The 21,310-nt window shown below is 68.9% G+C and carries 18 protein-coding genes and 3 pseudogenes; 10 read left to right on the top strand and 11 right to left on the bottom strand.

Annotated features, from left to right (window positions below; translation table 11 throughout):
* Positions 1 to 411: 411 nt before the first annotated feature.
* Complete coding sequence (locus tag EDD90_RS52000) at positions 412 to 4,173, bottom strand: S8 family serine peptidase (protein ID WP_260328626.1); 3,762 nt, start codon at positions 4,171 to 4,173, stop codon at positions 412 to 414.
* Positions 4,174 to 4,418: 245 nt separating this feature from the next.
* Here EDD90_RS52000 and EDD90_RS51995 point away from each other — a divergent pair, with 245 nt between their 5' ends.
* Positions 4,419 to 5,387: a helix-turn-helix domain-containing protein gene (locus EDD90_RS51995; protein WP_123980369.1), complete on the top strand. Its 969-nt coding sequence runs from the start codon at positions 4,419 to 4,421 to the stop codon at positions 5,385 to 5,387.
* Here the strand turns inward: EDD90_RS51995 and EDD90_RS59325 are convergent.
* A complete protein-coding gene (locus EDD90_RS59325) occupies positions 5,384 to 5,548 on the bottom strand; it encodes a hypothetical protein (protein WP_185149541.1) in 165 nt (54 codons plus the stop codon). The genes EDD90_RS51995 and EDD90_RS59325 overlap by 4 nt on opposite strands.
* 37 nt (positions 5,549 to 5,585) lie before the next feature.
* Positions 5,586 to 5,777, bottom strand: a complete 192-nt coding sequence (locus tag EDD90_RS59320; RefSeq protein ID WP_398928852.1) for a hypothetical protein — start codon at positions 5,775 to 5,777, stop codon at positions 5,586 to 5,588.
* Here EDD90_RS59320 and EDD90_RS58215 point away from each other — a divergent pair.
* A complete protein-coding gene (locus tag EDD90_RS58215; RefSeq protein WP_260328625.1) occupies positions 5,715 to 6,641 on the top strand; it encodes an MFS transporter in 927 nt (308 codons plus the stop codon). The two genes, EDD90_RS59320 and EDD90_RS58215, sit on opposite strands and share 63 nt — an antisense overlap.
* Before the next feature lie 117 nt (positions 6,642 to 6,758).
* Positions 6,759 to 7,649 carry an NAD(P)-dependent oxidoreductase gene (locus EDD90_RS51980; RefSeq protein ID WP_260328624.1) on the top strand — a complete coding sequence of 297 codons (891 nt, stop codon included), beginning with the start codon at positions 6,759 to 6,761 and terminating at the stop codon, positions 7,647 to 7,649.
* Between the two features lie 97 nt (positions 7,650 to 7,746).
* On the opposite strand, the gene EDD90_RS51975 is transcribed toward EDD90_RS51980, so the two are convergent.
* The gene (locus tag EDD90_RS51975; protein WP_123980365.1) at positions 7,747 to 8,541 is read right to left on the bottom strand and encodes a GntR family transcriptional regulator; all 795 of its coding nucleotides are present in this window, start codon (positions 8,539 to 8,541) and stop codon (positions 7,747 to 7,749) included.
* A gap of 149 nt (positions 8,542 to 8,690) precedes the next feature.
* On the opposite strand from EDD90_RS51975, the gene EDD90_RS51970 reads away from it, so the two are divergent.
* The 6 genes from EDD90_RS51970 to EDD90_RS58775 all read left to right on the top strand — a co-directional run bounded on the left by EDD90_RS51970 (position 8,691) and on the right by EDD90_RS58775 (position 14,028).
* Positions 8,691 to 9,983, top strand: a complete 1,293-nt coding sequence (locus tag EDD90_RS51970; RefSeq protein ID WP_123980363.1) for a D-tagatose-bisphosphate aldolase, class II, non-catalytic subunit — start codon at positions 8,691 to 8,693, stop codon at positions 9,981 to 9,983.
* Entirely contained in the window at positions 9,980 to 11,152 is a 1,173-nt protein-coding gene (locus EDD90_RS51965) for an SIS domain-containing protein (protein ID WP_123980361.1), read from the top strand. Before EDD90_RS51970 ends, EDD90_RS51965 begins: the two co-directional genes overlap by 4 nt.
* Before the next feature lie 34 nt (positions 11,153 to 11,186).
* A complete protein-coding gene (locus EDD90_RS51960; RefSeq protein ID WP_123980359.1) occupies positions 11,187 to 12,191 on the top strand; it encodes an N-acetylglucosamine kinase in 1,005 nt (334 codons plus the stop codon).
* On the top strand, positions 12,184 to 12,636 hold the full coding sequence (locus tag EDD90_RS51955) for an EamA family transporter (RefSeq protein WP_260328623.1): 453 nt from the start codon (positions 12,184 to 12,186) through the stop codon (positions 12,634 to 12,636). The genes EDD90_RS51960 and EDD90_RS51955 overlap by 8 nt, the downstream gene beginning before the upstream one ends.
* 54 nt (positions 12,637 to 12,690) lie before the next feature.
* Positions 12,691 to 13,539, top strand: a complete 849-nt coding sequence (locus EDD90_RS51950; RefSeq protein WP_123980357.1) for a class II fructose-bisphosphate aldolase — start codon at positions 12,691 to 12,693, stop codon at positions 13,537 to 13,539.
* A gap of 114 nt (positions 13,540 to 13,653) precedes the next feature.
* Positions 13,654 to 14,028, top strand: a complete 375-nt coding sequence (locus EDD90_RS58775; protein WP_185149540.1) for a helix-turn-helix domain-containing protein — start codon at positions 13,654 to 13,656, stop codon at positions 14,026 to 14,028.
* Between the two features lie 261 nt (positions 14,029 to 14,289).
* On the opposite strand, the gene EDD90_RS51935 is transcribed toward EDD90_RS58775, so the two are convergent.
* The 7 genes and pseudogenes from EDD90_RS51935 to EDD90_RS51905 all read right to left on the bottom strand — a co-directional run.
* On the bottom strand, positions 14,290 to 16,032 hold the full coding sequence (locus EDD90_RS51935) for an MOSC and FAD-binding oxidoreductase domain-containing protein (RefSeq protein WP_260328622.1): 1,743 nt from the start codon (positions 16,030 to 16,032) through the stop codon (positions 14,290 to 14,292).
* Positions 16,033 to 16,162: 130 nt separating this feature from the next.
* A complete protein-coding gene (locus EDD90_RS51930) occupies positions 16,163 to 17,029 on the bottom strand; it encodes an alpha/beta fold hydrolase (protein ID WP_123980351.1) in 867 nt (288 codons plus the stop codon).
* Positions 17,030 to 17,590: 561 nt separating this feature from the next.
* Positions 17,591 to 17,926, bottom strand: coding sequence for a transposase family protein (locus tag EDD90_RS59315; RefSeq protein WP_123980349.1), 336 nt, complete (start codon positions 17,924 to 17,926; stop codon positions 17,591 to 17,593).
* Positions 17,927 to 18,024: 98 nt separating this feature from the next.
* The gene (locus tag EDD90_RS51920) at positions 18,025 to 18,891 is read right to left on the bottom strand and encodes an alpha/beta fold hydrolase (protein ID WP_185149537.1); all 867 of its coding nucleotides are present in this window, start codon (positions 18,889 to 18,891) and stop codon (positions 18,025 to 18,027) included.
* 250 nt (positions 18,892 to 19,141) lie between these two features.
* Entirely contained in the window at positions 19,142 to 19,558 is a 417-nt protein-coding gene (locus tag EDD90_RS51915; RefSeq protein WP_123980345.1) for a hypothetical protein, read from the bottom strand.
* Positions 19,555 to 20,405: pseudogene (locus EDD90_RS51910) on the bottom strand (IS5 family transposase). Before EDD90_RS51910 ends, EDD90_RS51915 begins: the two are co-directional and overlap by 4 nt.
* Before the next feature lie 80 nt (positions 20,406 to 20,485).
* Positions 20,486 to 20,924: pseudogene (locus tag EDD90_RS51905) on the bottom strand (transposase family protein); the annotation flags it as partial.
* Here EDD90_RS51905 and EDD90_RS51900 point away from each other — a divergent pair.
* Positions 20,910 to 21,299: pseudogene (locus EDD90_RS51900) on the top strand (transposase); the annotation flags it as partial. The pseudogenes EDD90_RS51905 and EDD90_RS51900 sit on opposite strands and share 15 nt — an antisense overlap.
* Between the last annotated feature and the right edge of the window lie 11 nt (positions 21,300 to 21,310).

Raw genomic sequence — 21,310 nt, 5'->3', positions numbered from 1 at the left:
ACGGTCACGAGCGGTTTCGAGACCGCATGGATTCCGGTCACTGCACGCCGAGCCACGCCCGTCGGGCGCGACATGCAAGGTGTCCGGCGCGTGAGCGGACGCGTCGGCGGCGACGGCTTCGGGTGGGCCGCCGGTGAAACCGAGACAAGCCACGGCAGCAGCAAGGCACGCGGCGACAACGGTGCGCATGGTCGATCTCCCACAGGACGAGCGATGGCCCAGACATCCGATGAATGTACGGAAGGGTGGGCCCAAGTCCTAGATCTGGGACGGAAATTATCTGCCGCCATCCGATCTCTCTGGGGGGAGTGCGGCAATTTCGTCACCGGAAGGGTCGTCCGAACGGTCCGTCCGGGGGCGTGTGGCCGCGGACGGACCGTTCTTACCTCGCGTGCGATCCGTGGCGGTGCGTCAGCGCAGGCCGAACGCCCGGATCACCGTCTGGTGCACCGCGTTGCCCGCCGTGTCCCGGGCGCTCGCCCTGAGTGAGACGTAGGACGCCTTCTTCGGCGCGTCCAGGCGGAACCGCCCGGCATGGTCACTGGTGACCCGGTGCCACGTCGTGCCGTCGTCGTAGGACATCTCCAGGGTGACCGTGCCGAGCCGGCCGGCGCCGACGGCGCCCGGTAGCTGAGCGGCGGTGGCGGACAGGGAATCGTGCCGTCCGGCCCGCCCGGCCGAGTCGGTGCCGACCTCGTAGTCGATCTGCACCAGCGGCAGCACCGCGGCGGAGCCGTCCGCCGGCGCCTTCGAGGTGAAGTCCCACTCGGTGCGCGTACTGGAGGAGTACGGGGTGAACGCCACGTCGCGCTTGCTGGTGACGACCAGCCGGTAAGGGAGTCTTCCGGCGCCGGGGGCGTCGCCCGAGACGTTCGTGAAGGTTCCCGTGCCCAGCTGAGTGGTGCCCTGGTAGAGGGTCTGGCGCTGCTCCGCTCCGCCGTCGATCTGGTTCATGCCGACGTGGGTGCGGCTGCCCCAGGCCGGGGTGTCGAGGTACAGGTGGTCACCCGTGCGCGTGGGCAGACTGTAGGTGTCGTTCAGATAGGGCCGTTCGATCGGCTTGAACCACTCCTCCGACTGCGTGCTGCCCGCCCGGTAGGAGGTCTTGGCCCCGGCTTCGAAGACCATGCCGTCCGCGTACGCGCTCTGGCTCCAGCTGTTGTAGCCGCCGGTGGAGACCCAGTCGGTGCGCTTGCCCCGGACCGGTTCCGGCATCATCGAGCCGATCGCCCAGTCGTTGTAGACGGGCCAGTCGAACCGGAACTCGCCGCCGGTGCTGCCCGGGGCGGGGCTGTCGAAGGTCTCGTCGATCCTGGCGAGGTTCTTGGCGCTGCCCTGCACCACCAGGTGGGCGGGGATCTCGTTGTGCCAGGTCCGGTCGAGGTCGTAGACGTACGGGCTCACGGGCGCGGATCCGACCGTGACCGTGGCGCCCCGGGTCTGGGCCTGCCGTACGAGCCTCTCGCCCTCGTCGGTGCTGAGCAGGCCCACGTCGAGCCGGACGGGCGTCGAGCTGAACGGTGCGTTGTAGGAGCGGAAGCCGCGGCCGTCCACGTTGTTCACGACCAGCATGAGCTTCGCGCCCGCGGCCACCGCGGCGGCCGCCTGGCCCATGTCGGACACGTCGTCGTTACGGCGTACCACCACGGCCTTGCCGCGCACGTCGAGGTGGGCGTAGTCGGTGGTCGCGCCCTCCCCGGCGAAGACCAGCGGGAGCTTGACGGTGCCCTTGAGCAGGGGGGTGACGCCGTCCTGGCGCAGCACGTCGGTGAAGTCGGTCGTCCTGGTGGAGACGGACAGCGCGGGCTGTTCCTTGCGCCAGCGGGCCGCCAGGTAGAAGTCGCCGTGGGTGACCTTGTGGGTGGTCGGCTGGGCCCAGAGGCTGTCGTAGTTGGTCTGGGTCTCCATGTAGTCGCGCCAGACCTGGCCGCTCATCAGGCGGGTGTAGTCCAGCCGCTGGTAGGTCGTCTCGGTCCGCTGAGGGGTCGTCATGTCAACACGGTCGATCTTGGACGCGTCGAGTGTGACGGTGGTGTCGCGGTCCATGCGGACGTCGGGGTCGCCGAGCAGCGCCATGCCCCAGGAGTGGGGTCCGTGGACGCCCTGCACCGTCTTGAAGGACAGCACCGAGTACACGTCGTTCGGCAGGTACATCTGGCCCGTGCCGGAGTCGTCGATCTCGACGAACGCCGGGGCGTCGTCACCGGACCTGAGCAGTTCGACGACGCCTGACATCGGCCGCCCCTGGGCGTCCTTGAACCGCATGGTCAGCTTGTGCTCGACGTCCCCGAGGGAGACGGCGGTGTGCGCCGCGACCTCGCCGGCCGCGGCCTTCGCGACGACCTGGCCGGTGTACCGGCCGCCCGTGGTGACGCCCGAGCCGTCGATGGTCACGGTGACACCGGCGGTGCCGTGGGCCGGCACGGTCACCTGGGAGGCGGAGAGCCGGAACACCCCGCTGGGGGCGTGTGCCGCCTCGACGCTCAGCGCGAGGGTGACGGGCTTGTCTGTGGTGTTGGTGTACGTCACCGGGCGCTGCACGCCGCCGGCGGGATTCTGCGGAACCTGCGCGGCGTACGCGGTCGCGGTGGCGAAGACTCCGGCGTGCGAGGCCGCGGCGACGTCGAGACGGCCGCTGCCCGCCTGGAAGGCGTCGTACTGCGGGGTCTGCCGGGAGCTGCTGCCCAGCAGGTCCTTCAGCTGGCTTCCGGTGAGTTCCGGGTGGGCGGCGGCCATCAGCGCGGCGGCGCCCGCCACGTGGGGCGTGGCCATGGAGGTGCCGCTCATGGTCTGGTAGGCGCCCTCGCCGTTGCCGTCGAACTGGGAGTTGGCCGCGAGGATGTCGACGCCGGGGGCGGTGATCTCCGGCTTCAGCGCGCCGTCCACGCGGGGGCCCTGGCTGGAGAACTCGGCCACGGAGTCGCCGGAGTCGACGGCCCCCACAGTCAGCGCGTCGCTCGCCGCGCCCGGTGCGCCGATGGTGTCGGGCGCCCCGGAGTTTCCTGCGGCGACGACGAACAGCGCGCCGGTCTCGGCACTGAGCGTGTCGACGGCCTGGCTGAGGGGGTCGGTCCCGTCGGACGGCTGACCGTCGCCGAGGCTCATGTTGATGATCTTGGCGTGCTGGTCGACGGCGGCCCATTCCATGCCGGCCAGGACCCAGGAGGTCTGACCGGATCCGGTGTCGTCCAGCACCTTGCCGATGTCGAGGCGGGCGCCGGGGGCGACACCCTTCTCCTTGCCGTCGGAGGCCGCGCCGGTACCGGCGATGATGGACGCGACGTGCGTGCCGTGACCGAAGTGGTCGTCCGTGTTCTCGTCCGGTACGAAGCTCTGACGGTCCGCCACGCGGTCCGCGAGGTCGAGGTGTCCCGCGTCCACGCCGGTGTCCAGGACGGCCACGTCCACGCCCTGTCCGGTGTTGCCGTTCGCCCAGACCTGGGGGGCGCCGATCTGCGCCGTGCTGTCGGCGAGGTCGGCGTGGACGAGGCCGTCCAGCCAGATGTGCGCGATCCCGTCGGCGAAGGCCGGTACGGCGGACTGCTTGCGGAATCCGTCGGCCGACGGCGTCGCGGTCACGGACTTCCAGAAGTCCGCGGCGTGCGCGCGGTCCGCGGTGAGGGCGGCGCCGTCGATGCCGGCGAGGGTACGGACCCGGGTCGCCCCGTCGGGCAGGGCGGCGGCCTTGCCGCGGGCGTCGGCGGCGTGCGTGTAGGAGACGATGAGCGGCAGCCGGTCGCGGTGCGCGTCGTCGTACCTGTCGGCGATCATGGCCGTGATGTTGAACAGCTGCCGGTCCAGGATGCCCTTGGCGACGAACGGCAGCACCGACTCGGGGAACACGTAGAGGTCGTCGCCCGACGTCAGGATGTGGGTCTGCACGGGGCGCCCGGCGGCGCCGCGGACGCTGACGACGCCTCCGGTCCCGTTGCCGGTGCTCGGGCTCCGCCGGGTGGTGACCACGTCTCCGGTGATCAGCGTCACGGAGTGGTCGCCCGCGGGCACCCGGTCGGACGTAGAAGCGGTGGACAGGGACGCGGTAGGCAGGTGGTCGGCGGCGGGACGGGCCGCCGAGGACGCGAAGGCCGTCGCGTCGTAGGGGCCGGACAGCGCCAACGCCAGGGCGCCGGCGGCAACCGGCACACTCCAGCGTCTGCGGTGGTGCGCTTTCACAGGGTCTCTCCCGGCTCGCGGTCGGGCAGAGCACGTTCGTCCTCTGCCTTCCAAGTGGCGCCGCCTGACCGGTCGTAGGCACCGAGGGTGCTCGGAACCCGTCCACAGGTGGCGTGAACGTTCAGAGTGAAAGCTTGTGAACGGCGAATGTCTAGATCAAACTCGTGTCGTACATCGCCAGTTGGCGATTCGCGCCACGGCCGTCCCGACAGCTCGACGGACGGCGATCGCTGGGAGGGCAACCGGTGCTGAGCACCCTGGGGATCAGCGAGTTCGACGAACAGGTCTACCGCACCTACCTCACCACGTCGGACCGGACGGTGGCCGAGATCGCCGAGACCCTGGGCACCACGCCCAGCCGGATCAGACGCACCGTCTCCCGGTTGGTGGAACTGGGCATGCTGCGAAAGGAAGGACCCGGCCAGTACCGGCCGGTCAGCCCGCACACCGCTCTCAGGGCACTGCTCGCCAGACGCCGGGCCGAGACCGAGGCGGCGTTCACCGCCGTGTGGGGCACCGTCGACGATCTGGCGGACGACTACCGCGCCCATCGACTGCAGGAGGATCCGACCGGACTGGTGGAGGTGATCACCGGCGAGGCGGAGATCACGCTGCGCGTCGCCGAACTGATGCAGTCGGTCCGCACCCATTTCTGGGTGCTCGACCGACCTCCCTATCTCGGCCCCTACAGCACCGAGTTGGAAGAGGCCCTGACGATGGACCTGCTGGGCCGCGGCGTCGACATACGGTCGGTCTACACCCAGGAGGCGCTGGCACAGCCGGGCCGGTTCGAACTGATCACCCACCTCGCCCGGATCGGCGAGCAGGCCCGCATCCTGCCGACCCTGCCCTTCCGGCTACGCATCATGGACCGGCGCGTCGCGCTGGTCGCGCTGGTCCCGGGCCGCTACGACAGGATCGCCGTCGTCCACCAGTCGGGCCTGCTCGATGCGCTCCTCGAATTGTTCGACTCCTACTGGCAACGTGCGCAATCCCTCGTCGTGACCGCTCCGGCGACGCCCGACGGGCCGAGCCCACAGGACCTCCTGCTGCTGAAGATGATGCAGGCGGGTTACAAGGACCACGCGATCGCACGGCAGTTGGGGACGAGCGCGCGCACGGTGACCCGCCGGATCGGGGCGATCGCGTCCGGCCTCGGCCTCGAAACCCGCTTCCAGGTGGGAGTCGAGGCGGCCAAGAGAGGCTGGATCTAAGGGACCTCGGAAGCGTCCATGCGCGGTCCGAGGACATCGCTGGTGATGCGGTCAATGCCCGTCGCGTCGCAGACGGACTCCTCCAGCAGGGCGAACGCCTCGGGAATCAGGCCGCAGCCGACGTCTTTGACCAGGAAGCCGGCGGCGTGTGACACGACCACTGCGGCGTTTCCGGTACCCCGGACCAACTCGACGAGGTCAGGTGCGGGGGGGAATCTCGGGGCGGGTCAGCGCGCCCGAAACGACCTCGACGATCTTCATCAGTGGCACGGTGCGGATACCGGGTTCGAGGAGGGCCGGCGGGCTGAGGTAGGTCCAGTCGGCGGGGTGGGTCCGGCATGCTTCCAGTTGGGCAGCGCTGGCCGCGGCGACGGCGCAGTAGGCGGGCACGGTACGTACCGGTTGCGGCGGAAGACCGCTGTCGTACGGTGGCCGCGGTCGGCGGCCTCCCCGACGACTCGGGAGCTGACCACGCTAACGGCCCTTCCGGCGAGGGACGTGGGCACCTGGCGCAAGAGGCCTCGTCACGACACGTGTGACGGCGGAGGCGGCGTCACACGGGTCCGGGGGCTCCAGCGCCGTTGCCCGGGACGGCGCGTAGCGCGATGTCCACGGTGGCGTGGAGTGCCGCACGTCCCGCGCCTGCGGTCGCGTGGACGGCGTTCGGGGGTCCACGGCGATCACTTCCCGTCCGGCGCCGGCGGAGCGACCGTCTTCGCCCCCTGGTCCGGCCGCCTGGTCGCCCGCACGGGACCGCGGCTGCCGCTGCTCCTCGCCGGCGGCTTCATCACGGCAGGCGGGCTCTGCACGGTCGGGCTCACCTCACACACGAGCGTGCTCCTGCTGCTGGCCGCGTACGCGCTCATCGGTACCGGGTTCGGCTTCGCCAACGCCCCGATCACCAACACCGCGGCCAACGGGCTGCCGCCGGCCCCGGCCGGCGTCGCCGGGGCGATCACCTCCACCGCCCGGCAGCTGGGCGCTGCCCTCGGTATCGCTCTCGCCGGAGGCCTGGTCTCGGGCATCGGTCCCACGGGACTCGCACACGCGTCGACCCGGGTTGAATCGTGGTCGCCGGCTGTGGCGCAGTGCTCTTCTTCGTCGCCCACCTGTCACGGCCCAGGTCGGTCGCCATGGTGCCCGTGTCCGCACGAGCGCGATAAAGCACACGCCCCACCGCAACGCACAGCTGTGGCCTCATCCGTCGGCGACGACTCATGGAGGACGGATCGTGATCGCACAACGGGCTCGTAGGATGACCGCGGTGCTCCCTGGATGATCCCTAATGTGTCCAAGTGAGCGGACGGCGACGGTCTTTCGGGTGCGCCGGAGACGGACGACAGACGCAACGACTGACACGGCGGTGCTGCTTTGCCCTCACGCGTAGCCCTCATCGGTGCCGGACGAATGGGGACACCTCTGTGTGGACGCTTGGTTTCGGCGGGGCATACGGTGACCGCTTTCGATCTGCGTCCCGAACGGGAGGCAGCGGTGCGCTCGTTGGGCGCGGACTGGGCGCCCTCCGTGGCGGCCGCCGTTGCCGGGGCGGATGTCCTGGTCACCGTGGTTCCTGGGCCCGATGAGGCCGCGGCTGCTCTGCCGGATGCCGTGTTCGCCGCCCTGGCCACCGGGGCGGTGTGGATCGACATGACGAGCAACGCCCCTGCGGCCGCACGGGAGTTGCGGCAACGAGCCGGTGCACACGGCGTCGATGTGCTCGAAGCGCCCATGGGCGGCAGTCCGGACGACGCCGAACAGGGGCGTCTGTGGCTGTTCGTGGGTGGTTCCGCTGACGTCCTCGACCGGTGCAGGCCGCTGTTGGAGGCAGTGACGACGTCGGATCGCATCCGCCACATGGGCGGGCCGGTAACCGGCTACACCACGAAACTCCTCATCAACCTCCTCTGGTTCGGGCAGGCCACGGCAACCGCCGAGGCCTTGCTGCTCGGGCGCCGAGCGGGCATCGACCTCACTGCCCTGCACGGCACGCTGGCCGGCAGCGCGGCAGGCAGCGACTTCATCCGCCGGGACCTGCCGGCTCTGTTCGCCGGGGACTACCTTCGCTCCTACGGACTCGACCGCATTCACGACCAACTCAAGGTCATCACCGAGGAGGCCCAAGACCTCGGCACCCCCCACGAGATGGCCGACACGGTATTGCGCATCCACCGGCAGGCCCTGGAGCGCTTCGGACCTGTGGACGGCGAACTCCTCGCCGTAGCGCTCCTGGAGGAGGCCGCCGGTACCCTGCTGCGCCCCTGACCCGTCCGGTACCGGTATCGGTTGCGGCCCTGACGACCGCTCGGGCCAGGGCGGCACCGGTGGCTCGATCCGCACGTCGTCACACCACGCGAGGAACTCACCCCGTGATGGAGGCCCGGAAGTGGTACCGGTCGCCGCGGTAGACGGCTGCGGTGAGTTCGAGGGGCTGTCCGTTCTGGTTGAAGGCGAGTTGGGTGGCGACGAGCACCGGAGTCGCGTCGGTGATTTCGAGCAGTCGCCGTTCCTCCGCCGTCGGGTGGCGCGCCTCCACGGAGTAGTCGGCGACCTTGGGCAGTTGGGGCGGGTCGGCACGGCGGAGTGTGGCGAAGAGCGTGTGCGTGGTGAAGTCCGTCTCTGCGAGCACCGGGCACAGCGCGAGCGGCAGCCGGTTGTGCTCCAGTACCACGACGATGTCGTCCAGGTAGCGCAGTCGGCGCATCTCGAAGAGCGCGGCTCCCGGGCCGACCCTCAGCTGTTCGGACTCCTGAACCGTGGCGGGACGGACCCTGGCCTCCAGGACCGAGTCGCGGAGCCGCAGTCCCTGCTGTTCGGCGTAGTCGGCGAAGCCCTGGACCGACTGGGCTGCCGCCCGACCCGCTGACGGCGGAGGCGATGCGGGGGCGACGCGTTCGTAGCCCTCGGCGAGGAACCAGCCGCGGGCCGGCGCGGACTCGATGACTTGGCGCTCCGCGAGTTCGTTCAGGGCGGAGCGAAGGGTGACGCGCGAGACGCCGTACCGGGTGGCCAGTGCCCGCTCTGAGGGCAGTCGGTCTCCCGGGCGGGCACCTTTCTCGGCGATGTCGTCCAGGAGGCGTCCGGCGACCTGGGAGTACAGCGGCAGGGCGTCTCCGCTCAACAGCCCTTGAGGGAGACCACGGTCCGAAGAAGACATACCAGATGTATACCAGTTTCTGGCAGACCAGTTCCATACCAATAACAGACCATTGACGGCCATCAACGAGACCAGTACCGTTCCAGTCACGTTTCCGAAGGCGCGCCGACAGATGCGGCTGACGCCCTTCGGTGAACCCTGGAGCGATCATGGGGAACCCCTTGGATGAAGTGGTCCGCCGCCAGAAGGCAGGCGAACCGCACGGCATCACCTCCGTCTGCTCGGCCCATCCGCTGGTCATCGAGGCAGCGGTCCGCCAGGCCCTCGAATCGGGAGGCACCGTCCTCGCCGAGGCGACCTCCAACCAGGTGGACCAGTACGGCGGCTACACCGGCATGCGGCCCGAAGACTTCCGCGAACTCGTGCACGGCATCGCCACCGAGCACGGGCTGCCGCTGGACCGGGTCGTTCTGGGCGGAGACCACCTGGGACCCAACCGATGGCGTTCGCTGCCCTCGGCAGAAGCGATGGGCGAGGCGGACAGGCTCGTCGCGGCATACGTCCGGGCGGGCTTCACGAAGATCCACCTGGACTGCAGCTTCTCCTGTGCCGACGACGTCGCTCCGCTGACCGACGGCCTGGTCGCCGAGCGCACCGCACGCCTGGTGCGCATGGCCGAGTCCGCCGCGGGCGACTCCGCCGGCACCCTCCGTTATGTCATCGGAACCGAGGTTCCGGTGCCGGGAAGGGCCCACGAGACGCTGGAAGGCATGTCTGCCACCAGTCCGCAGGCTGCACGACTGACGCTGGAGCACAACCGGCGCGCGTTCGAGCGGCACGGCGTGGCCGGGACGTGGCCTCGCGTCATGGCCCTGGTCGTACAGTCCGGGGTGGAGTTCGATCACCTCCAGGTGTTCGACTACCGGCGTGAGCGGACGGCCGAGCTGCGCACGGTCCTCGCCGACGAACCCGCCATGGTCTTCGAAGCCCACTCGACCGACTACCAGACGGTGGAAGGACTGGCCGGCCTGGTGGAGCACCACTGGGCGGTGCTCAAGGTAGGACCCGGACTGATGTTCGCGCTGCGCGAGGCCCTGTTCGCGCTGGCCGACATCAAGGACGAGCTCGTCCCGGCCCGGTCCCGGTCCCGGCTGAGCGAGGTGATCGACCGGCGTATGCGCGACAAGCCCTCCTGGTGGGAGGGCTACTACGGCGGCAACGCCGACGATCAGCGGCTGGCCAGGCGCTACAGCTACAGCGACCGCATGCGCTACTACTGGCCCGACCCCGAGATCGCCGCCGCGCAGGACCGGCTGTTCACCAACCTCTCGGGCCTCGACATTCCGCTTCCGCTGCTCAGCGCCCACCTGCCCAACCAGAACCAGCGCGTCAGGACCGGGGACCTGTCCGCGGCACCGCGGGACCTCGTCGTCGATCACGTCCGTGACGTCCTGCGCGACTACGACCGTGCATACCGAACCCATGACAAGGAGTACGCGTGAAGACCACCGCCCAGGACCTGGTACCTCAGGACTGCGGGGCCGACCACACCGCCGCCGAGATCATCCAGCAGCCCGACGTGTGGCGTGAGGTCGGGGCGATCGTCGCCGGTGAACGTGCGTCCCTGGACGCCTTCCTGTCACCCCTGCTCGCCGACGAGGACCTGCGGATCGTCCTCACGGGAGCCGGTACCTCGGCCTTCGCCGGAGAAGTCGTCCGGGCCGCGGTCGCTCGCGCCACCGGCCGCCGCACCGATGCCGTTTCCACCACCGACGTCGTCGCCGACCCCTACGCGTCCTTCCCCGACGACGTCCCCACACTGCTCGTCTCGTTCGCCCGGTCCGGGGACAGCCCCGAGAGTGTCGCGGCGACCCGGCTGGCGGACCAGGTCCTGGCACACGTGCACCACCTCGTCATCACCTGCAACAGCGCCGGGCAGCTGGCACGCCTGCACGGCGAGAGCTCCTCCTCACACGTCCTGCTCATGCCCGCCGCGTCGAACGACCGGGGCTTCGCCATGACGTCGAGCTTCACCAGCATGCTCCTGGCGTCCCTGCTCGCCCTGGGCGCGCTCACCACGGACGCCATCGAGGCCCCTGCAGCGGCGGCCGAGCACATCACGGCGGGCGGACTCGGCGGGCAGATCGAGGAGTTGCTGGCCCGCGAACCCGAACGGCTGGTGTACCTCGGCAGCAGCAGCGCACTCAAGGGGCTGGCCCAGGAGTCCGCCCTGAAGCTGCTGGAGCTGACCGGAGGCGCGCTCGTGGCGTCCTCGGAGTCCTCACTCGGCTTCCGCCACGGCCCCAAGTCCGTCCTGAACGACCGCACAGCCGTGGTCGTCTACGTGTCGAACGACCCCTACACGCGCCGCTACGACCTCGACATCCTCGCCGAACTGCGCGCGGGGCTGCCGCAGGGCAGCGTCGTCGCCGTCTCCGCGTCACGAGACGGACTGCCCGGCGACGACACCTGGCTGCTCCCCGGGCTCGCCGACGTCGACGACACCGTCCTCGCCCTTCCCGCGGTGCTGTGTGCCCAGCTGATCGCGCTGCGCGCGTCCCTGCACCAGGGCATCCGGCCCGACAACCCGTTCCCCTCCGGAGAGGTGAACCGCGTGGTGCAGGGCGTGACCGTGCATCCGCTCCCCCAGCGACGCGAAGACGTCGCCTAACAGCGTTCAGACAGAGCCGAGCGGAGGAACAACGATGTTTCTGGGTGTGGACGGCGGAGGCACCAAGACAGCCTTCTGCCTCATCGGCCGTGCGGGCGCGATCAGGGCCCGGGCCGTCGCGGAGGGTGCCTACTACTTCGCGGACAACGGGACGGGAGGCGTGGAGCACGTCGCGCAGGTTCTGCGCGAGGGAATCCGGGCCGTGACGGAGGGCGCGGGCATCACGCCCGCGGACATCGCCTACGCGTTCCTGGGCCTGCCCGGGTACGGGGAGGTCCCCGGCGACGTCGCCGCACTGGACGCCGTCCCCGGCGAGGTGCTGGGACACCGGCGCTACGCGTGCGACAACGACATGATCTGCGGCTGGGCCGGTTCGCTCGGCGCGGTGGACGGCATCAACGTCATCAGCGGCACCGGATCGATGACCTACGGCGAGCGGCAGGGCCGCGGTGTGCGCACCGGAGGCTGGAGCGAACTGTTCAGCGACGAGGGATCGGCGTACTGGATCGCCGCCCGCGCGCTGAACGTGTTCTCCCGGATGAGCGACGGCCGGCTGCCCGAGGGCCCGCTCGCGGAACTCCTGCGCCGCCATCTCGATCTGACCTCCGACCTCGAGGTCATCGACGTCGTACTCAACCGGTGGCAGGGACACCGCAGCGAGATCGCCTCGCTGAGTCCCCTGTTGGTCGAGGCGGCCGGGCTGGGCGACACGCAGGCCGCTGCCGTCCTCACCGAGGCCGGACGGGAACTGGCCCTGCTGGTGGACAGTGCGCGACACCGGCTGGGCTTCGCCGAGGCCGAACCCGTCCCGGTGTCCTACTCGGGCGGCGTCTTCCGCTCGGCCGCCGTGCTCGACGCGTTCACCACCGAACTCCGCGGCAGCACCGCCCGCTACGAACTGCGCCGGCCCCTGTTCGAGCCCGTGGTCGGCGCGGCCCTCTACGCGGCGAAGCTCGCCGGAACCCCTCTCGACACCGCGGCACTCGCCGCCCTGCGCTCCTCCTCGGAGATCACCACCACGGAGAAGTACCATGCGTGACCAACGAAACTGGATCCTGTACCCGGGTCTACGGCTATCCCAACGAGATGATCTACGTCATCTGGGCTTTCACCATGCTGGTGCCTGCGGCGGTCTGCTGCTCGTCCCCGTGGCCGTCGTCATGATGGGCGGGCTGCCCGACGCACCGTGGCAGGTGCCGGCACTGACCGCCGGCACCCAGGTCCTCAACGCCGTGGGCGCGTTGTTCCTCGTCATGGCGCTCAGCCGCGGCAAGGCCAGCGTCGTCGCACCGATCACCAACGCCCTGGCACCCGTCCTCACCATCGTGCTGTCCCTGGTCGTCTACCAGACGCTGCCGACGATATGGGGGACCATCGGCATCGTCCTCGCCCTCGGCGGATCCACTCTGATGGTGTACGCCGACGAGAAGCGCGAAGAGACCCCCGAGCCCCGGGTTCCCTCGGCACCGCTGGCAGGCCCGTAGGCCCCGCACACGGACACCGCAGGTTCAGACAGCCCCCGCGCGAGGAGCACACACATGCCTCTGGTCCCCACCGGCGAGTTGGTCGCCCACGCCGCGACCGAGCGCCGTAGCGTCACCGCTTTCAACGTCATCACCCTGGAGCATGCCGAGGGCATCATCACAGGCGCCGAAGCAGCCGAACGGCCCGTGATCCTGCAGATCAGCGAGAACGCCGTGCGGTATCACGGGGGCCAGCTCCTCCCGCTCTCTCTGGCGACGGCCTCGATGGCCCGGTCCAGCACGGTCGAGGTCGCGCTGCACCTCGACCACGTGACCGACGTGGAGCTGCTGCACCAGGCGGCCGACTGCGGTTTCTCCTCCGTGATGTTCGACGCCGGGGCCCTGCCCTACGCCGAGAACGTCTCCGCCACCGCTGCGGCGGCGCGATGGGCTCACGACGCGGGGCTCTGGCTGGAAGCCGAACTGGGATATGTGGGAGGGAAACCGGACTCCCCCGCGAGCGCGCACGCCGCCGGCGTGCGCACCGATCCGGCGGAAGCCGTCGACTATGTGGCGCGTACCGGCGTGGACGCCCTCGCGGTCGCGGTGGGCAGCAGTCACGCCATGACCGAACGGTCGGCGACGCTGGACCACGCACTCATCGAACGGCTCCGGGAAGCGGTTCCGGTGCCCCTGGTGCTGCACGGCTCCTCCGGAGTTCCCGACGGCGAACTCCGTTCCGCCGTCCGAGCCGGCATCGTGAAGATCAACATCGGGACGGCGCTCAACATATCCCTGACCCGGGTCGTGCGCGACACGCTGGACTCGCTGCCTGCGCTGACCGACCCGCGCAAGTACCTGGGCCCCGCACGCGACGCCGTTGCGAGCACCGTACACAGCATGCTCACCGTGCTGGCTCACTGACCGTCACCGATCAGCGGCCCACACCTTCCAGAGAACCCGACGAAACCCGGTTGAACACCCGGTAGCCGAGTGATCATTAGGATCTCGCAGACCAGGCTGTCGTCGGAGGCAACGGTGTTGGAAGTTCTCGGGCTGGACCAGCCCGCAGAGGTGTTGTATCTCGTCCTGGTCGACAATCCGCCGATGTCGGCGGACGAGTTGTGCCGCCGGACCGGCATGGAGCTCAAGACGGCCGTCGCCGCTCTGGTGCGGCTTGAGGACGGTGGTCTGATCGCCCGGCTGCCCGGCGTCACCCCCACCTACACCGCTCTGCCGCCGGACCACGCGCTGGAAGTGCTGCTGCTGGCCCGCGAACGTGACATCCACCGGATGCGTGCCCTGAGCGCGCGGTTGGCGGAGCGGAAACGCGGTCTCCTTCGGCGCCCCCTTCATCGCCAACCCCGACCTGGTCGAGCGCTTCGCGCAGGGCCACCCGCTGGCCGACGGTGACCGGGACACCTACTACGCCGGTCACACCGAGGGCTACACCGACTACCCCGCCTTCACCGCCAACTGAGCAAAGAAGATCTCCGTGAGCAGCATCATCCGAGCAATGATCGCAAACGTCGAAGTAGAGAACCTCGAAGACGCAATCCCGCTCTACCAGGACCTGGCCGGGGACGCGGAAGTCCGCCGCTTCCCCTACCGAGAAGTGGAGGTGGCACTGGTAGGACCCTTCCACCCTGGCCCAGGCGCGGCGGGGCCGTCGTCTCATAGGTCCAGTACAACCCCTCCTGCGGGTTTGGAGCAGCAGATGAGGATGTTGCCCTCGGCGGGAGGTTCGACGGGGTCGGGTGAGTAGTTGACGGTGCCGGACATGAGGGCGAGTTCGCAGGTGTGGCAGACCCCGGTGCGGCAGGACCATTGGACGGGGACGTCGCAGGCTTCGGCGAGTTCGAGCAGGGACTCCTGGGCGTCGTTCCAGGGGACGGTAAGTCCGCTGCGGGCGAAGGAGACCTCGGGCCCGGTGCCGGGCGGGCCCGCGGGCTGGTGGGGCGCGGGCCCGGTTGCCGAGCTCTTGATCCCGGGGGTGATGGCGGGGCCCGCGCCGAAGATCTCAGTGTGGACGCGGGAGGCGTCGAGACCGCAGTCCACGAGCGCGGCGGTGAGGCTGTCCATGAATGCGGTGGGGCCGCACAGGTACGCGTCGGCATCGGTCGGTAGGCCAAGCCGGCGGACGGGCTCGGCCGAGAGGCGGCTCGCTTCCAGGTAGTCGATGCCCTGGCGGTCGGTGTCGGTGGGTCTGCTGTAGTAGACGGTCGACTTTGCGTTGGGGAGTGCCGCGATCAGGTCGCGGCTTTCCTTGGCGAAGGGGTGCTCGGTGCCGTCGCGGGCGCCGTGCAGCCACCACACCTGGCGGGTGGAGCGGTCATGCGCGAGGGCGTGCAGCATGGCCAGGACGGGGGTGACGCCGACCCCGGCCGACAGCAGCACCACCGGGTTGTCGCCGCCGGTCAGGCGGAAGGTGCCGCGGGGCGCGGCGGCCTCCAGGTGGTCGCCGACATGGATGTGGGCGCGCAGCTCGTTGCTGGCGGCGCCGTGCGGTTCGACCTTCACGCTGATCCGGTACGTGCCGGTGCCTGGCTCGCCGGACAGGGAGTAGCTGCGGATCAGGGGTGGAACGTCTCCCTCGGGCTGGACTTTGACGGTGAGGAACTGGCCCGGCAGCGCGGCCGGCAGCGCCGAGCCGTCTGCGGCGGCCAGGTGCAGGGAGAACACGCTGCGGCTCTCGGACTGGATATGCGTGACAGTCAGCGGGCGGAAGCCCGGCCAGGCAGGCGGCGGTGCGGTGGCCGCGGTGTTCAGTCCGGCGCTGCCCGAGGAAGCACCACCCTCGCCGTCGGCCTGGTCCAGCAGGGTCCGCATGGAACCCTGCCAGCCGGGGCTCAGCGCGGGGATCCGCAGGGCCCGTTCGACCTGTTCACGGGTGTGTCCGGGCAGGTAGAGCACCCGATCGATCTCCTCGACCGTCATCGCCTCCGGACCGGCGGAGACCTTGACGATCTTTTGCCCGGCCTCGACCTCGCCTTCCTCGATGACGCGTAGGTAGAAGCCGGGGCGGTGGTGCGCCACGAGCAGTGCGGCCATCTGTGGCTCGCCCATGCGCAGCCCTACCCGGTAGCAGGTCACCCGGGGTTGAGTGACCTCGAACAGGGCGTCCCCGATGCGGTAGCGGTCCCCGATGCAGACCTCGTCGTCGGGCAACCCGTCCACGGTGAAGTTCTCGCCGAAGTTCCCGGGGGTGAGGTCGTCGCGGCCCAGCTCGTTCGCCCAGAAGCGGTAGGAGTCGAGCTGGTAGACCAGCACCGCCCGTTGCTCACCGCCGTGCCCGCCCAGATCTCCCTGGCCGTCCCCGTCGATGTTCAGCCGCCGCACCATCCGCGGCCCGGCCACGGTCTGCTTGTAGACGCCGGTGTACACGGTCTTTCCGTGCCAGGGAACGCCCTTAGGCATCCCGACATTCACTGCTGTCAATGTGGCCACCACGCCGCCTCTCTTGGGGGCGCTTCCCATGCCGCTCCGACCGGAAAGCACGTCGCATCAGCCGCCGCATCCGCCGAGGGGGCGTGGGTCTCGCTACGCTTCAAGTGAGGACGCGCCCGAGGAATCCGTGGATGTATCCGCTGATGGCGTCCAGGTGCGTCTCCAGGGCGAAGTGCCCGGCGGGCAGCAGGTGGACTTCCGCCTCCGGCAGGTCACGGGAGAACGCCTTCGCGCCGTCCGGCCCGAAGATCTCATCCCGCTCGCCCCAGACCGCGAGCAGGGGCACTTGGCTGGTACGGAAGTACTCCTGCAGTTTCGGGTATCCGTCGATGTTCGTCGGGTAGTCGCGGAACAGCGCCAGCTGGATCTCGTCGTTGCCGGGCCGTTCCAGCAGCAGCTGGTCCAGGGTCCAGGTGTCGGGGCTGACCAAGTTGATGTCGGTGGCGCCGTTCTCGTACTGCCAACGGGTCGTACTGGGACTGAACTTGGCCCGCGCGCCCGGTTCCGTGTCGCGGCCGGGGTTGGTGGCGTACGCGAACAGGTCGTCCCAGAAAGGCTTGGCGAAGCCTTCCATGTAGGCGTTGCCGCTCTGCGAGATGATCGCGGTGACGTCGAAGGACGGGTCGAGCGCAAGGCGCCAGCCGATCGGTGCCCCGTAGTCGTGCACGTAGACGGCGAAACGTTCGATGCCCAGATGCTCCAGGAGTCCGGCGGTGATTCCTGCGAGGTTGTCGAAGGTGTAGTCGAATGCGTCCACCTTGGGCATGGCAGAGTGGCCGTATCCGATGTGGTCGGTGGCGATCACGTGATAATCGTCGGCCAGCGCGGGGACGAGATGGCGGAACATGTGCGAGCTGCTCGGGAATCCGTGCAGCAGCAGCACGACCGGAGCGTCGCTGGGGCCGGCCTCGCGGTAGAAGACCTCTTGGCCCTTGATGGTTGCTGTCTTGTGTCGCGTGGGAAGCACATCGACCTCCGGGCGCCCGTGGGCGCGGAACTGCGTCAAATCCGCCCGTGTAAAATCCGGCTGGACACGACCAAGGTCAGGACGGTTGCCGTGGAGGCTCGGGAACCTTTTTCCCTCGGCGGCCTGGTGCCTCGCGGCAGATGGCGCCGGTTGCCACCTTCCTCACGCTAGACCTGACCCGCAGGGAGCACAACGCAGCAGAACCAATAAATGGGATCACGGAATTCACGTGCAGCTCGCTGAATCACGGGTACCAACACATTACGGAACACAATCACAGCAGAGAGTCACAGCAATGTCGCGAGTCGTTGTCTCTGCGGGATCTCCCGGCGGTAGGCCCGACATCCCTGACGTCAGCCAGGAATACCGCAATGCCGTATAGCCGTTCCCGTCCGGCTTCCCACCGCGAGGTCGAGTTGGCCGCCCAGCACTGTGCTGGATTCCGTGAAGGCGCGGACCGCACCCAATCATTAGTGACGCACCTCTCCGCGGCGCCGCGGGATTCCTTGCCGATCTGCGATTCCTGGTCATCTGGGCGGCCCCTGCTGAGCGCCCAGACCCTCACCGCGATGGCCGCATCTCCCCGATCGCCTCGGTGACGGTGGATCGGCCAACGCCGTACAGCTGCGCAAGCGCAGCATGTGGCAGCTGGGTGCGCAAGTGAACCAGGGTGACCAGCACCCGGTCGGTGAACACCAACTCATACTTCGGGCCGGCGCCTGCCGCTCGGCGACGTGCACCGCCACGCCGCTTGCCTAGTACGGACTCGCGACGCGACGACCACGGCGCGGCCAACTCCGCGATCACAGTGCCAAGATGCGCACGGGCCAGACCGCAGAAGGCGTGATGGGACAAGGCCGCACGAGCCCACTTCGTTGTCACACCCGAAGAACCCATGCGACCACGGTCACGTCACGGACCAAGCCCCCGAATACCTGTGGGGGCCGGGCTCCGTCACTGTCCTACGCTGCCGCGCACGCAGTGCAGTCCCACTGTCACCCGTGCGAGTCGATGCCTGCCAGGAAGTCGGTGACGAGCTGCGCAAGTTCGGCAGGGCGCTCTTCGGGGACGAGGTGGCCGCACCCGGGAAGAATGACGCCCTCTGCATCAGGGGCGAGCCGCCGGACGAAATCGATCATGTTCTGTCCGAGGGAGTGTTCACCCGCGATCGCCAGGACGGGAACGTTGAGCGGCACCTGGGCGGCGTCGCGGACCTGGTCGGCGCTGGCCCAGGTGTTGACGTAGTACGCGCAGCTGGACCGCACCGCGTCGTCGTCGCTGTACGCCTTCACGTAGACGGCGATGTCCTCATCGGTGAGGGAGCCCGGGGTGGCACGGCACATCTGGGTGAGCATCCAGGTGAAGAAGGTCTCCTGCCTGCCTCCGCCGATGAGCTGTTGCGGAAGCTCGGGAGTGGCAAGGAACGGGAAGAACCACAACGGGTTCCAGGCCCGGGAGAAGTTCAGCAGATCCTCGCCGCCGGCTCCGGGGATGCTCGCCTCCAGCGCGGTGAACGAGACCACCCGGTCACGCGCGGTGGCGGCCAGGTAGTAGCCGATGGGCGTGCCCCAGTCGTGCCCGATGACATGCGCGCTCGCGATGCCAAGGTGATCGAGCAGGCGGCGGACGTCGGCGGCCGCAGTGGCCACGTCGTAACCATCGGCTGGCCGCTCGGTCTCCCCCCAACCCCGCAGGTCGGGAGCGATCACCAGATGGCGCTCTGCGAGCACCGGGATCAGGTGCCGCCACTCGTACCAGGTCTGCGGCCACCCATGGAGCAGGACCACGGGATCCCCGGCGCCCGCAGTGACCCAGTGCATCCGTATCTGCTCGATGTCGTCATAGTGATGCTCCAGTGCCACGAATCGCCCCTCGCATCCCGCTGGAAGACCAGTGTTGATCGTACTGAGGGTCCAGGCGCCCCTGCTTGGCATTCACACACTGAGCCTCGCGAGACGCCGCCACCTCCGACTGGACCGGTACCGGTGCCCGTGGACCAGCACGGTGCGGACCTGACGCGGAGCCGATCCTGCACGGCTCTCTGTCGCGATCGAGTTGCGTGGTGCCAGCACCGAGCAGAGCCACCTCGACCTTCAATCGCCGACCACGTCGTTACTGCTTCTTGCTGAAGGTGCCGAGCTCGGCCTCGATGAGGATTCCTATTGTGACCAGGCGTTTCATCTTGGCGCGGGTGCGTTCGACGTATTTCGGCAGGAGCTCGAAGTCGAGGGCCTGACAGATGTCTCGGGCCCTCAGCGGACCGGTGGTGGCGTTGAAGACGGCGAGGATGCGCGGGTAGTCAGGGTGCTCAGGCAGCTCCGGACTTCCTGCTGGGTCGACCGTCTGGACCGGGATTCGGTCGGCGAGGCCGGTGATGGTCGTGCGGGTGATGGCGAGGTGTTCCAGACGTAGTTCGGCCTCACGGAGTCGGGACTGCAGGACGTCGATCTGGGTGCGGAGATCGTCGGCCAGGGCCCGGGCGGCGTCTTCCTGAAGGTCGAGTGCCTGGAGGAGAGGGTTCAGGTTCACGCGCCGGCCACCCGCGGATCGCGCCAGGTGAGCGTGTTCGTGTCGGTGAGCCGACGAGCTATGACGTGGGTCATGGCCCAGTAGACGCGTGAGGCGGAGGAAGCCGGGCGGTGTTCGTAGTCGCGGACCAGCCGCCGGTGCAGTATCAAGATCCCGAACGTCTGCTCCACCCGCCACCGTTTCGGCTGCGGAACGAATCCCTGCTCCTCAGGGTTCCGCTGGACGATCTCGACGTCGATACCGAGGGCAGCCCCGTGCGTGACGACCTGGTTTTTGAAGCCCTGGTCGACCATGGCTTTGCTGACCGAGCCGCCGGCCGCAACGGCGACCTGGTCGAGCAGAGTCATCCCGGCGGCGTTGTCGTGGACGCTCGCGGCCAGCACGGTGACGGCGATGACCAGGCCGAGGACGTCCACGGCCAGTCCCCGCTTGCGGCCCGGTACCCGTTTCGCGGCGTCTTTGCCCGTCGTGGCCGCGGGGACCCCGGTGGCCGCCCGGACACTCTGGGTGTCCAGGATCACCAGGGTCGGGTCCTCTAATCGCCGGTTCCTCTCCCGCACCTGACAGCGCAGGAGTTCATGGATCTGCTGGTCGGTGCCGTCGTCCCGCCAGGCGGCGAAGTAGTAGTACGTCGCGCTCTTCGGCGGCAGGTCGTTCGGCAGGAGAGCCCACTGACAGCCGGTCCGGGACTGGTAGAGGATCGAGTTCACGATCTCCCGCATCGAGTAGTGGCCCTGGTGGCCGCTGACGGAACGGTGCCGGTTTTCTTCCAGGCCGTGAGCACCGGCTCGATCAACGCCCACTGCTCGTCCGCCAAGTCGCTCTGGTACGGCTTGCGTTCACTCACCCCACCGATCCCAGCAGGCCACCGGCATCGGACCGGCACGTTCCGCCTCCGTCCATACCATCAGGCGACACCAGAATGACTCATATACTCACGAACCGCCCACTGAACCTCTTTCTTCCTGAATAGTCGCAGGTCATGAGTGTGTGGATGGCTCGGACGATGGTGCCGATGCGCCGGGTTGAACATCGGGCTCGCCGTAACAGTCGCCAGGACTTCAGCTGTGCGAAGGCGCGTTCTCCCGGAGCTCGCAGCCGGGCATGGTCACGGTTGAACTGCTGGTAGTGCTCGGGCTGTTCGCTGTGGTGGTAGTACGGGGGTGCGGAAGGTGGCGCCGGCACCCTGATAGGCCCGGTCGGCCAGGACCAGGATCTGCCGGGTGAGGCAGGCTTGGACGATGCCGTGCGCGCGGGCCGCGGTCAGGTCGTGCGTGCGGCCCGGTATCGCGCGGGAGAACCACAGTGGGGTGCCGTCCGGGCGTGCGACGACCTGGACATTCATGCCGTGCTGCTTGTGCTTCTGACCGTCACCGCCGCGAGCCTGTCCGAGAATGCCGTCGGAATCCAGCTCCTCGACCAGGCCAAGAAGACCTACCCGACCATCACCAAGAGCTGGGTCGACACCGGCTTCAAGAACGCCGTCATCGAGCACGGCGCCAGCCTCGGAATCGACGTCGAAGTCGTCAACAGAAACCCGGGAGTTCGCGGCTTCCACGTCGTCAAAGGGCGCTGGGTTGTCGAACGAAGTATTGGTTGGATCATGCTGCACCGGCGCCTCGCCCGAGACTACGAGACCCTGCCCGCCACCTCCGAGGCCATGATCCACGTCGCCTCGATCGACAACCTCACCAAGCGCATAACGGACGAGACGACACCCAACTGGCGAGGGACTTACTAGAATATAAAGGG

Origin of the sequence: Streptomyces sp. Ag109_O5-1 (assembly GCF_003814875.1) — a bacterium.
Taxonomy (GTDB): domain Bacteria; phylum Actinomycetota; class Actinomycetes; order Streptomycetales; family Streptomycetaceae; genus Streptomyces; species Streptomyces sasae.
Note: the sequence above shows the minus strand (reverse complement) of the source record. Positions and strands in the feature narration are given on the sequence as shown.

Bases quoted from the DNA above. Each gene is read 5' to 3' on its own strand.
- EDD90_RS51975 (WP_123980365.1), bottom strand. From the start codon at position 8,541: ATGTCTTCTTCGGACCGTGGTCTCCCTCAAGGGCTGTTGAGCGGAGAC.
- EDD90_RS51970 (WP_123980363.1), top strand. From the start codon at position 8,691: ATGGGGAACCCCTTGGATGAAGTGGTCCGCCGCCAGAAGGCAGGCGAA.
- EDD90_RS51960 (WP_123980359.1), top strand. From the start codon at position 11,187: ATGTTTCTGGGTGTGGACGGCGGAGGCACCAAGACAGCCTTCTGCCTC.
- EDD90_RS51955 (WP_260328623.1), top strand. From the start codon at position 12,184: ATGCGTGACCAACGAAACTGGATCCTGTACCCGGGTCTACGGCTATCC.
- EDD90_RS51950 (WP_123980357.1), top strand. From the start codon at position 12,691: ATGCCTCTGGTCCCCACCGGCGAGTTGGTCGCCCACGCCGCGACCGAG.
- EDD90_RS51935 (WP_260328622.1), bottom strand. From the start codon at position 16,032: ATGCCTAAGGGCGTTCCCTGGCACGGAAAGACCGTGTACACCGGCGTC.
- EDD90_RS59315 (WP_123980349.1), bottom strand. From the start codon at position 17,926: ATGGGTTCTTCGGGTGTGACAACGAAGTGGGCTCGTGCGGCCTTGTCC.